This is a genomic window from Pseudomonas sp. NFIX49 (assembly GCF_900115915.1).
Classification (GTDB): domain Bacteria; phylum Pseudomonadota; class Gammaproteobacteria; order Pseudomonadales; family Pseudomonadaceae; genus Aquipseudomonas; species Aquipseudomonas pharyngis.
Genome location: NZ_FOYE01000003.1, coordinates 263240 through 274954, shown reverse-complemented (window position 1 = coordinate 274954; position 11715 = coordinate 263240). Strand labels below are relative to the sequence as shown.

At 62.0% G+C, this 11715-nt stretch carries 9 protein-coding genes; 6 read left to right on the top strand and 3 right to left on the bottom strand.

Annotated features, from left to right (window positions below; genetic code table 11):
- Window position 1: 1 nt before the first annotated feature.
- Window positions 2-1348: a hypothetical protein gene (locus BMZ46_RS09470; protein WP_064595181.1), complete on the bottom strand. Its 1347-nt coding sequence runs from the start codon at window positions 1346-1348 to the stop codon at window positions 2-4.
- Window positions 1349-1665: 317 nt separating this feature from the next.
- On the opposite strand from BMZ46_RS09470, the gene BMZ46_RS09465 reads away from it, so the two are divergent.
- The 5 genes from BMZ46_RS09465 to BMZ46_RS09445 all read left to right on the top strand — a co-directional run bounded on the left by BMZ46_RS09465 (window position 1666) and on the right by BMZ46_RS09445 (window position 10172).
- Entirely contained in the window at window positions 1666-3114 is a 1449-nt protein-coding gene (locus tag BMZ46_RS09465; RefSeq protein ID WP_074687740.1) for a sensor histidine kinase, read from the top strand.
- 159 nt (window positions 3115-3273) lie between these two features.
- Window positions 3274-6081, top strand: coding sequence for a multicopper oxidase domain-containing protein (locus BMZ46_RS09460; protein ID WP_074687741.1), 2808 nt, complete (start codon window positions 3274-3276; stop codon window positions 6079-6081).
- A gap of 17 nt (window positions 6082-6098) precedes the next feature.
- A complete protein-coding gene (locus BMZ46_RS09455) occupies window positions 6099-7169 on the top strand; it encodes an SCO family protein (RefSeq protein WP_254778399.1) in 1071 nt (356 codons plus the stop codon).
- A gap of 104 nt (window positions 7170-7273) precedes the next feature.
- Window positions 7274-8767, top strand: a complete 1494-nt coding sequence (locus tag BMZ46_RS09450) for a sensor histidine kinase (RefSeq protein WP_074687743.1) — start codon at window positions 7274-7276, stop codon at window positions 8765-8767.
- Window positions 8736-10172, top strand: a complete 1437-nt coding sequence (locus tag BMZ46_RS09445; RefSeq protein ID WP_039767735.1) for a sigma-54-dependent transcriptional regulator — start codon at window positions 8736-8738, stop codon at window positions 10170-10172. Before BMZ46_RS09450 ends, BMZ46_RS09445 begins: the two co-directional genes overlap by 32 nt.
- Here BMZ46_RS09445 and BMZ46_RS09440 read toward each other — a convergent pair.
- Window positions 10163-10531: a hypothetical protein gene (locus tag BMZ46_RS09440; protein WP_039767737.1), complete on the bottom strand. Its 369-nt coding sequence runs from the start codon at window positions 10529-10531 to the stop codon at window positions 10163-10165. The genes BMZ46_RS09445 and BMZ46_RS09440 overlap by 10 nt on opposite strands.
- Before the next feature lie 164 nt (window positions 10532-10695).
- Between BMZ46_RS09440 and BMZ46_RS09435 the strand changes: the two genes are divergently transcribed.
- On the top strand, window positions 10696-11502 hold the full coding sequence (locus tag BMZ46_RS09435) for a class I SAM-dependent methyltransferase (RefSeq protein ID WP_074687744.1): 807 nt from the start codon (window positions 10696-10698) through the stop codon (window positions 11500-11502).
- Here BMZ46_RS09435 and BMZ46_RS29795 read toward each other — a convergent pair.
- Window positions 11477-11698, bottom strand: a complete 222-nt coding sequence (locus BMZ46_RS29795; protein WP_371855267.1) for a helix-turn-helix domain-containing protein — start codon at window positions 11696-11698, stop codon at window positions 11477-11479. The two genes, BMZ46_RS09435 and BMZ46_RS29795, sit on opposite strands and share 26 nt — an antisense overlap.
- Window positions 11699-11715: the final 17 nt, after the last annotated feature.

Genomic DNA, 11715 nt, shown 5'->3' with positions numbered 1-11715 from the left:
TTCATTGCACGATGACCACTTCTTCGGTATCGCTGCCGCCGTTGGACGACGTCACCCGAACCTTGGCCGGTGGAATCGGCGTGATCCCGGTGGCCAGGGTTTTCACCGCGCCATCACCGCCCAGCGCACCGATGGTGGCGCCGGTGCCGGAGGTGGCGGTGAGCACCGGTGGCGAGGTTTCGTCACTGGTCGAGGCCACCACGGTCAATTGCCCGGAAGTAAGGCTGTACTCGGCGCGCTGGATCACCACCAGGTCGGTCAGGTTCATGGGCAGGGTGGTCGGCGAACTGGTGGCGATCGCCAGGTGGTTGTCGGCGGTCACTTGCAGCACGGCCGGCAAGGTCGGGTTGACCGCCGATTGCGCGTACCAGCTGCCGGTGCTGTCGGCTTCTGTCATGTTCACCACGGGCGTGCTGCTGGTGATGGCGGCGGTGCCCGGCGCGGGCGGGGCTTTGACGAACACGTCTTGTTGGGCCACTGGTGCGCTTTCGCCGGGCTTGCGCGAGTAGGTGCTGCGCTCGGTGATCAGAGGCGTTGGCCGCACCACTGTCGACAACTTGCCGGACACGGCGAAGGTTGTGCTGCGCAGGTCGATGCCGCCCGGGCCTTCGATGCGTACGTAGTTGGTGTTGAACGGGCTGCCGGTCACGGCTTCGTTGAGGTTCGGATCGCCAACAAACTGTTCGGCCGCGCCGGTCAGCGGATTGGTCTCGGTGTACGGCCCGTTGACGCTGCGCAGGAACGGCCCGATGTCACCCTTGAGCGCGCCGTCGTAGGTTTGCGGGGTACCGATGCCGATGTCGCGGGTCATGTTGATCGCGCGCCGGCCGGGGGTATCGACGGTGAACACATCGACGCCGTACGGGTGAGTGATGACGTAGGTGCCGGCGGTGGGCACGTCGACCCGGATGCGGATCCGCGCGAAGCTGACCTGATCGCCTTCCACCGGTTCTTCGGCGGCGAACGCGGCTTCGATGGCGCTGACGTAAGTCAGGTCGATTCCGCGTGCTGCATCGACGACGGTGGTTTCGCCGGTGAACCAGAACGCTTCATCGGGGAAGTTGGTGGGGAACACGATCGGCTGCGCGTCATCGAACACGCCGGGGGTCGGCAGCAGCGAGCACATGTACGACGGGGCGCCGGGTGTGCTCGGTACGCGGGAGCTGAGTGCTTTGGACAGGCACAGATCCAGGGTGCGACCGTGGCTGTCCTGATACCAGCTGGCGAAACCGCCATTGGCCGGTGTGTAGGGACCCGGATCGACGGCGAACAGAGCGGCCTGGGCAATGCCCTGGGCCAAGGCGCTCACGACCAGGACGGTCGCGGTTTTGGACAGTAAAGGGTGCATGAGTTAATCCCTCTATCGAAGTACCTGCCCCGTGGGGTTGGGTCAGTTGCTGAGGGCTTTACAACTTCCATACCAACGATTGGCCAACCGGCCGCAAACGCCCGTGGCGCAAGGCTTGGCGGCTTGTCGTGGGGAAAAGGACGCAAGCCCGGATAGGGCGACTGTCCCCAGCATTGGGGATTGTGGGGGCATGAACGGCTGGCGGTTTTTGCCTGACCGGGAAATCGGCCGAGCGTGGGGCCGTTCACCCCCCGCATCCGGGCAAACACCCAACCGTGGGCTATAACCCTATAGGGACGTTTCGGGAAGTCGCCGCCATGAACATGCAGTCACAATCGCTACCGGTCGAGGAGGGCAGCCAGCGGCTGAACTCGCGCAAGCAGCCGTTCAACCTGTTGCGCTGGTTTTCATTGATCAGCATGGCGGTGATCGGCACCGTGGCCGTGGCGCTCGGGGCGGTGTCGACACGGTTCGTGATCGAAGAAAGCGTGCAGCGCGATGCCCTGCTGACCGCACAGTTCATTCAGGCGATTGCGTCAGCGGAAGTGCGCCACGTCTCGATCCCCAATATCCGCACCATGGGGGAGTTGCTCGACCCTCGTCAGGACAACGATTTTCCCGATGTAGACCCGGAAGCCCGAGCCAGCGCCAGAGGTGAGTTTCTTGATCACATCGAGCATTTGCCGGACGTGATCCTCGCCAACATTTATGCGCCGGACCGTACCGTGATCTGGTCGACCAACCCGGCGCTGATCAACACCCGGATTCATGCCGACGAAGACCTCGACCGGGCCTTCGATGAAAAGATCCCGGTCTCGGCCAGCTATCACGACGTCGACAAGGCCCGTGAAGAACAAAAGTTCGTGGTACCGCCGGAATACATCTTCATCGAAAACTACATCCCGCTGTTCGATGCCGAGGGCAAGAACGTCACGGCGATGGTCGAGATCTATAAAGAGCCCAAAGACCTGATCGCCCGTATGGAACGGGGTCTGACGCTGATCTGGCTGGCCACCGCGCTGGGCGGCGGGCTGATTTACCTGGGGCTGTACTGGATCGTGCGGCGGGCGGCGATTCTGCTGGCGGCCCAGCAAAAACAACTGATCGCCAACGAAACCTTTGTCGCGCTGGGCGAGATGTCCTCGGCGGTAGCCCACAGTCTGCGCAATCCGCTGGCGACCATCCGCTCCAGCGCCGAACTGGCGCTGGAGTTCGACGCCGGCCCGGCGCAAAAGAACATCAAGGACATCATCGGCCAGGTCGACCGCATGTCGAAGTGGGTGCGCGAACTGCTGCAATCGTTGCGACCGCTCAATGACGACCCGGAACCGGTGAACCTGGTGGCGGCGCTGCATGACAGCCTGACGGCGTTCGAGCAGCAGATCGCCAGGGCCGGCGTGCAGGTGGTGTTTCAACCTCAGCAGACGCCGATGGTGTTGAGCCAGCCGGTGCAGCTCACGCAAATCCTCAACAGCCTGCTGGCCAACGCGCTGGAAGCCATGGAGAAGGGCGGCACGCTGACCATCACCCTCGAACCGAGCGACAGCCGTGGCGTGAGCGTCATGCTCAGCGACACCGGCAAAGGCATGAACGAGGAACAGCGCAGCATGGCGTTCCGGCCATTCTTCACCACCAAGCAGGGCGGCCTCGGCGTGGGCCTGGTGCTGGTCAAACGGATCATGGAACGCTTCGGCGGCGGCGTGAGCCTGGACAGCCGCGAAGGCGAGGGCACCACCGTTCGTCTGGCGTTTCAGCTCATTCAGTAAATTGGGGTGAACTTTCCCCCAGCAGTGGGTGTCAGGCCCCGGTCACCGGGGAGTGGGGAATGCAACAGCGCGTCCAAGTACCTGTTACAACTGGAAATGATTTTTTGGCGAGGTAATTGCAAAACACCATCACCCCTTCCTTAGATGAGGCGGCTGGTGATGGACAGAGCAACGCATGACCCCAAAAAACTCTTCCTGTTGACGCCACTGAGCGTCTTTCTGATGTTGACCCTCGGCCAGATGACCGGGGTTCGAGCGAGCCCGATCGACGACGAGAATCAGCCGGAAGCGTCCGACCCGTCGGCGTATTACGACGAGCCCGCAGACCGCGCCGGTGCCCTCAACGCCATCCTGACGATGCCCGAGGCCAACCAGGACTCCTTCGATCTGCCCGACGGGGTCAAAGGCACGCGGGACACGACGCGCACGGAAAACATCCTGCCGCCCACCGTCCAGACCAGTTTCAATTACCCCACCAACGGCAAGCCGAGCCCGCTGTACGGTGCCCAGCCGTTCACTCAGCAACTGGTGCTGTTCGAAGAGTTCGGCCCGGAAAAACTCGACCCGACCACACCGGCCGCGCCGTTGAGTTTTCCGCCAGCCGCCATCGGTCCGGCGCCGGCGCAAGACCCGAACAACATCGCCCGCAGCGCGCCTCCCGGCACGGCGCTGGATGCGTTTTTGCGTCAACCGGGGCTCACGCCATTTCCGAGCCAGTATGCCAACGTGGTTGACCGCAACCCTTGGCAGGCGCAGATCGAACTGTTTCTCAACCGTCACATCGGTTCCTCCGCCGAAGGCCGGCCACCGGGAAAAGGCTGGGCTCATCAGCGCTGGAACGAGTTCTACCCGCAAGTGGCCTACAAGACCGTGCAGACCGGTGCGCGGCTGAACGGCGGCCTGCGTGACAGCCGGCAGATGCACGGTTATGCGGTGGGCGAATTCGGCCCCGGCGGTCTGTACCACAACGTCGCGGGTGTGCCGGCGACGGATGGCACGGCCAAGGGTGTCGACCCACGGTTCCATCCGGCGATGCCGGTGCAGGACCACAACTCGGTCTGGACCTTCGACGGCACGCTGCCGCCGAAACTATTGATGGTGCGCTACGGCCAGCCGGTGCTGATGCGTCACTACAACGGCTTACCGATCGATCCGTCGGCCAACCGTGGTTTCGGTCTGCACACCATCAGCACCCACGAGCACAACGGCCACGCCCCGGCGGAAAGCGACGGTTATGCCAACGCGTTCTTCTTCCCCGGCCAGTTTTACGACTATCGCTGGCCGATCCAGCTCGCCGGTTACGACAGCATCAACACCAAGGCCGAAGATCCGCGCGCCGCATTCCCCTGCGCACCGGGGGAAACCCTGTGGGTCAACGACCTGCAGCCTGCGAAAAAGACCTGCGACCACGGCACCATCAAGATTCGTGGCGACTGGCGCGAAACCATGAGCACCCACTGGTTCCACGACCACATGCTCGATTTCACCGCGCAGAACGTCTACAAGGGCAACGCGGCGATGATGAACTACTACAGCGCCCTGGACCGTGGCAACGAATCGGTGAACGACGGCGTCAACCTGCGTTTCCCCAGCGGCAGCGCCTTGCCGTGGGGCAACCGCGACTACGACGTCAACCTGGTGTTCGCCGACAAGGCCTGGGATCAGCAAGGCCAGTTGTGGTTCAACCCGTTCAACACCGATGGCTTCATCGGCGATCAGGTGCTGGTCAACTGGCAGTGGAAACCGACCCTCGACGTGCGGGCGCGCAGTTATCGCTTCCGCCTCCTCAATGGTTCGGTGTCGCGCTACTTCAAGCTTGCCCTGGTGCGAGAAGTCAAAGGCACCAGTGGTGAGTTCCAGGGACCGAGAAACTCCGGTGTGTCCTACAGCCGCGTGCCGTTCCACATGATTGCCAACGACGGCAACATCATGGAACACAGCGTGCCGTTCGACGGTTCTATGGACCTGGATGCCGACGGCGACAAACAGAACCACAACGCGATCCTGCCGACCCAGGGCATCGCCGAGCGGTTCGACATCATCGTCAACTTCGCGAAAAACGGCATCAAGCCGGGCGACAAGCTGTTCTTCGTCAACCTGCAGGCCCAGGACGACGGCAAAGGCCCGAAAGAAGTGATCCCGCTGGCCGACGTGCTTTCGGAGAAATACCTGGCGGTCATCAAGCAGACCAGCAAAGGCCCGCAATGGGACCGGGGCGACCCGGTGGTAGGCAAGGTCCTGCAACTCAACGTCAAGGCTTATACCGGCCAGGATCTGTCGATGAACCCGGCCGCTTATGAGCCAGCCAAACCGGGCAAGGCCGAAGGCATGGTGATGATTCCGCTGAAGATCCACCGCGACAACGCTGCCGACAAGGCGTTGCTGGCCAAGGCGCTGCACCGGACCTTCACCTTCGGTCGCGCCGACGGCACCGATGAAGCGCCGTGGACGATCAAGACCGATAGCGGTTTCGGCTTCCACATGGACCCACGCCGGTTGAATGCCTCGACCAAACTGGCCAGCGGCCCGACCGACGCCGGGGTCAACGGCATCGGCACCCTGGAAGTCTGGAACATCAGGGCTGGCGGCACGGGCTGGAGCCATCCGGTGCACGTGCACTTCGAGGAGGGGATCATCCTCAGCCGTGGCGGCAAGGCCCCGCCTGAATGGGAAAAATGGGCGCGCAAGGACGTCTACCGGATCGGTTCGGAGGCCGACGGGCTGGACAACGTGGAAATGGCGATCAACTTCCGCGAGTTTGCCGGGACCTACATGGAGCACTGTCACAACACCCAGCATGAGGACAACTCGATGCTGCTGCGTTGGGACCTCGAGAAACCCGGGCAACTGCAGTTGATGCCGACACCGCTGCCGAGCTGGGATGGCGTGCGCTACGTCAACTCCGCCGCGCTGCCAACCTTCCGCACCGGCGACGGCTTCGGCCCGCAAGTGACCGTGAAACCATGAAAAGGGAGGGAGCCGACATGACCCAGCCAACGCCGCGCTCCCGCGCCCTGGGCATGCACCTGATTCTGGTGCTGGTCACCTGCCTGCTCGGCAGTCAGGTGCTCATCGCCCATCAGGCACAGCCCGACGGCGCCAGTGAATCCGCCACCCCGTGGGGTGGCGACTATTTCCCCAACACCCTGCTGACCGACCAGGACGGTCGGCAGGTGCGGTTTTTCGATGATCTGATCAAAGACAAGGTGGTGGTGATCAACTTCATCTTCACCTCGTGCAGCGACTCCTGCCCGCTGGAAACCGCGCGCTTGCGCCAGGTGCAGAAACTGCTGGGGGACCGGGTCGGGAACGACATTTTCTTCTACTCGATCACCATCGATCCGCTGAGCGACACCCCCGAAGTGCTCAAGGCCTATGCGCAACGCTTCAAGGTCGGCCCCGGCTGGAAATTCCTTACCGGCGAGTTCGAAGACGTCACCGAGCTGCGCAAGAAGCTCGGGCTGTTCATCGAAGGCGTCGACAACGGCCGCACCAAGGATCACAACCTGAGCCTGATCGTCGGTAACCAGAGCACCGGGCGCTGGATGAAAGCCTCGCCGTTCGAGAACCCGTGGATCCTCGCCGACCAGCTCGCCAACACCTTGCAGAACTGGAAACAGGCCAGCAACGAAGAAAGCTACGCCGACGCCCCGCAGATTCGTCCGCCGAGCAATGGCGAAGAGCTGTTCCGCACCCGCTGCGCTTCGTGCCACAGCCTCGGCCCGCAGGACGGCGAAGGCATCGGCATGCGCAACATCGGCCCGGACCTGATCGGCGTGACCCGCCAGCGTGACCCGGCCTGGCTCAATCGCTGGATCCGCGAACCGGATCGTGTACTGGCGGAGAAAGATCCGATCGCGCTGCAACTGTTCGAGCAATACGAGCGCATCCCGATGCCCAATCTGCGCCTGGACGAGGCCTCGGCGCAGTCGATCATCGACTTTTTGAGTGCCGAAACCGAGCGTCAGCATCCGTCCGTGCAACCCTTGGCCGACGGGGCCTTGACGCCAGTAAAACCGGCTTCTGCCAGCGAAACGGTGAGTCGTATGCAGTAGCGGCTAAATAGCATCATTGAACCGTGTGTCACGGTCATTGCCACCTACACTCATTCGAGAGGGCGGCTGTAACCGGCTCGATACCAGAACGCCAGGGCATCCCCATGCAACGACTGGAAGAACAGAAAACATCGGCACCGAACCTCGCGCTGGCGGCCATCAAGAGCTGGGGCGGGCAGTTCAATCTGCTGCGCTGGTTTTCGCTGGCGAGTTTTTTCATCATCGCGGCCGTGGCGCTGGGGCTGGGCTATATCTCCACGCGCTTCGTGGTCACCGAAAGCGTGGAGCGCGATGCGCTGCTCACCGCGCAATTCGTGCAGGCCATCGGCGATGCGGAAATGCGCCATGCCAACATCACGCCGCAGCGGACCATGGGCGAGATGCTCGACCCGCGCCAGGATCACAGCTACCCCGACGTTGATCTGCTGGCTCATGCAATGGCCCGTGCCGAGTTTCTCGATCATGTCGAACACCTGCCCGACGTTTTGCTGGCCACGGTGTATGCCCTGGATCGCACGATTATCTGGTCGACCAACCCCGAGCTGATCAACGTCAGGATCGAAGATGACGACGAGCTGGACGAGTCGTTCGAAATGAAAGTGCCGGTGTCTTCCAGCTACCACAAGATCGACGATGAAAAACCCGAACAGCGGCTGTCCCGCGAACCCAAATACCTGTTCATCGAAAACTACATCCCGATGTTCAACGCCGACAAAAGCAAAGTCGTCGCCATGGTCGAGATTTATAAGGAGCCGGCCGATCTGGTCGACCGCATCGACCGTGGATTCGCCTCGATCTGGGCCGCGACCATCCTCGGCGGCGCGGTAATTTACCTCGGGTTGTTCTGGATCGTGCGGCGCGCCTCGAGCCTGTTGCAGAGCCAGCAACAGCAACTGATCAGCAACGAGACCTTCGTCGCTTTGGGCGAGATGTCCTCGGCGGTGGCCCACAGCCTGCGCAACCCGCTGGCGACCATTCGTTCCAGTGCCGAACTGGCCCAGGAAATCGCCAGCCCCGGTGCGCAGCGCAACATCGGCGACATCATCAGCCAGGTCGACCGCATGTCGCGCTGGGTGCGCGAGCTGCTGGTGTCATTGCGCCCGATGAGTGATGACGGCGAGGCGGTGGACCTGCTCGCGGCGGTCGAGGACACCCTGGGAGCATTTGACGCGCTGATCCGGCGCAATGGCGTCGAAGTGCGATTCACGCCACAAGATTGCCCGCCGGTGGTCAGTCAACAGGTGCTGCTCACGCAAATTCTCAATAGCCTGTTTGCCAATGCCCTGGAAGCGATGCCCAGAGGCGGCGTGCTCAGTGTCGAGATTGAAACGACGCAGTCCGGTCAGGTGCGCATGACCCTGAGCGACACCGGCAAAGGCATGAGCGCGCAGCAGCAACAACAGGTGTTCAAACCGTTTTTCACCACCAAACAGGGCGGCCTCGGGGTCGGCCTGGCGCTGGTCAAGCGAATCATGGAGCGGTTTCAGGGTTCGGTCGTGCTGACCAGCCGCGAGCAGGAAGGAACCCGCGTCAGTCTCAACTTTAGAGTGGCATCGGGAGGGGAATATGGAACACAGCATTCTGCTGGTCGAGGATGACGAACTGTTGGCCGAGAATATTCAGACCTACCTGGAGCGCAAAGACTTCGAGGTGACAGTCTGCCACTCGGCCGAGGACGCGCTGGGGCAACTGGAAAGCTTCATGCCGGACATCGTCCTGACCGACAACTCGCTGCCGGGCATGAGCGGTCACGATCTGATCCAGAAGCTGCGCATCAGCGCGCCGGACCTGAAAGTGATCATGATGACCGGTTACGGCAACGTCGAAGACGCGGTGGTCGCGATGAAGGAGGGCGCCTTTCATTACGTCACCAAACCGGTCGCGCTGCCGGAACTCAAACTGCTGCTGGACAAGGCCCTGGCCACCGAACGGATGGAGCGCACGCTGTCGTTCTACCAGGAGCGCGAGGCGCAGAAATCCGGGGTGCAGGCGCTGATCGGCGAGTCAGCGCCGATGCTGCATCTGAAGAACACCATCGGCCAGTTGCTCGACGCCGAGCGGCGCATGGCCAACGGCGATCTGCCGCCGGTGCTGGTGGAGGGCGAAACCGGTACCGGCAAGGAACTGGTCGCCCGCGCGCTGCATTTCGACGGCGCGCGCAGCAAAGGCCCGTTCATTGAATTCAACTGCGCGTCGATTCCGGCCAATCTGGTGGAATCGGAATTGTTCGGCCACGAGAAAGGTGCGTTCACCGATGCCAAGGACCGCCGGGTCGGGCTGGTGGAAGCCGCTGATGGCGGCACGCTGTTTCTCGACGAGATCGGCGAAATGGATCTGGTGCTCCAGGCCAAACTGCTGAAACTGCTGGAGGATCGCACCATTCGCCGGGTCGGTTCGGTGAAGGAGCGCAAGGTCAACCTGCGGGTGATCAGCGCCACCAATTGCAACCTTGAGCAGATGGTCCAGCAGGGCAAGTTCCGCCGTGATCTGTTTTTCCGGCTGCGGATCATCTCGATCAAGGTCCCGCGTCTGTACGCCCGGGGCGAAGACATCCTGCTGCTGGCCCGGCACTTCCTCGCCAGCCACGGCAAGCGCTATGGCAAACCGAACCTGCATTTCAGCGATCAGGCCGAAGAGCTGCTGCTCAGTTACACCTGGCCGGGCAACGTGCGCGAGCTGCGCAACATGCTTGAACAGACCGTGCTGCTGGCGCCAAACGACACCATCGCCGCGCATCAACTGAACGTGTGCATGAGCCTGTGCGATGAGTTGCCGCCGCAACATCAGCACGAGGTGCAGCACCCGCACTTCGAACCTCGCCCGGCGAGCAACACCGAATCGATGAACCTGCCGGAAGTCGAGCGCGACATGGTGCGCAAGATGCTCGACAAGACCGACTGGAACGTCACCAAATCGGCGCGCCTGCTGGGCCTGAGCCGCGACATGCTGCGCTACCGCATCGAAAAGCTCGGCCTGGCGCGCCCGGACAAGCGTCAGTGGTAAACGGCGTTGCTGCGTGGATTCGGCGGGCTCAGGCATTCGAGCACGCACGTCGGGTCCAGCACTTCGTCGTTGACGTAAATGCCGCGCTCGGCATCGTAGGTGCGGATAAACACCCGCACCGTCGCATCGGCTACGGTCGGCAGTTGCGAGTCCTGGAATACATGGCGATCCGGGATAACGATGAAATCCTGTGGCGGCGTGTCATCGAACGGCCGGGGCGGCTGGGCCGACAGCGACGGTGGAGCAGGGTGGGCAAAGGGCTGGTCCGCCCCGTAGTAGTTGAAATTGCTGTCCAGCGCCTGCGCCTGGGCGGCGGCGAGCAGACAGGCGGACAACAGCAGTCGATTGAACATTCCCATGGCAGCACCTGTGGAAGCGGATTTCCCCAAGGCTATTAACTATAGCTGTCCGTGGTGCACGGCGTTGGTGCAGGCGTGGTCGGCTTACAAGTTCGCAACAACCTGTAGCGCGAGGCTGAACTAGACTCGGGCCGCTCAATTGTGAGCATCCCCCGGAGTGCGCCATGGAAGTGCCAAACAATAAAAACGCCGTCGAGAGCAATCGTCAGGCGTGGAATGATTCCGCCCGTCATCACCAGGACTCACCCGATTGGCAGGCCTTGCTGACCGAGGTTACGCAGGCGGATTTTTCCTGCCTCGACGACACCCTGCGCGGTTTGCTCGAGCAGGTCGGTGTCGATGGCAAAGACGTCGTGCAACCGGGTTGCAACAACGGCCGCGAAAGCCTGTCACTGTTCGCCCTCGGCGCGCGGAATGTGGTCGGCATCGATCAGTCCAGCGCGTTTCTCGAACAGGCCCGCGAACTGAACAAGCGTTCGCCGCACAACGCCGAATTCATCGAAGCCGATATTCATCATTTGCCTGAATCGCTGCGCGGCCGTTTTGACGTTGCACTGATCACCATCGGCGTCCTCAACTGGATGCCCGACATCGGCGAATTCTTCCGCCACGTCGCCTCGACCCTCAAACCGGGCGGACAACTGGTGATCTACGAAACCCACCCGTTCCTGGAAATGGTCGATCCCGAGGCCGAAGACCCGTTTCGTCTTGTCAGCTCGTATTTCCGCGAAGAACCGTTCGTGCAGGAAGAGCCGATCGTCTACGTCGGCAAGGTCGAACAGCCGGCGGCGAAGTCTTACTGGTTCGCGCATACCCTCGGCGCGATCTTCACCGCCGCCCTCGAGGCCGGCCTGAACATCACGCACTTCAAGGAATACCCGCACTCGAACCGGGAAGAAGTGTATGACCAGTACCAGAACCGCGAGGCGCAGATGCCGATGTGTTTTACGTGGGTGGGGGTGAAGCGCTGAGGCAGCTACAAGAGGGGGAGGTGAGAGGTGCTGTCTCTTTTTCGGTGAGTCGGATACGGGCTTGCGTCACGTATCCGATTGCTCGAAACAACTCTTCGTCGTCACCTTCTGCCAGTACCTGAGAGAGGTACTCACGGATGGCATTCAGATCAACCAGCAATGTCGTCATTTCAAAGTCGGATGTGTTTTGTTCCATCGGTTTGTCTCTGCGTT

Bases quoted from the DNA above. Each gene is read 5' to 3' on its own strand.
- BMZ46_RS09470 (WP_064595181.1), bottom strand. From the start codon at position 1,348: ATGCACCCTTTACTGTCCAAAACCGCGACCGTCCTGGTCGTGAGCGCC.
- BMZ46_RS09465 (WP_074687740.1), top strand. From the start codon at position 1,666: ATGAACATGCAGTCACAATCGCTACCGGTCGAGGAGGGCAGCCAGCGG.
- BMZ46_RS09460 (WP_074687741.1), top strand. From the start codon at position 3,274: ATGGACAGAGCAACGCATGACCCCAAAAAACTCTTCCTGTTGACGCCA.
- BMZ46_RS09455 (WP_254778399.1), top strand. From the start codon at position 6,099: ATGACCCAGCCAACGCCGCGCTCCCGCGCCCTGGGCATGCACCTGATT.
- BMZ46_RS09450 (WP_074687743.1), top strand. From the start codon at position 7,274: ATGCAACGACTGGAAGAACAGAAAACATCGGCACCGAACCTCGCGCTG.
- BMZ46_RS09445 (WP_039767735.1), top strand. From the start codon at position 8,736: ATGGAACACAGCATTCTGCTGGTCGAGGATGACGAACTGTTGGCCGAG.
- BMZ46_RS09440 (WP_039767737.1), bottom strand. From the start codon at position 10,531: ATGGGAATGTTCAATCGACTGCTGTTGTCCGCCTGTCTGCTCGCCGCC.
- BMZ46_RS09435 (WP_074687744.1), top strand. From the start codon at position 10,696: ATGGAAGTGCCAAACAATAAAAACGCCGTCGAGAGCAATCGTCAGGCG.
- BMZ46_RS29795 (WP_371855267.1), bottom strand. From the start codon at position 11,698: ATGGAACAAAACACATCCGACTTTGAAATGACGACATTGCTGGTTGAT.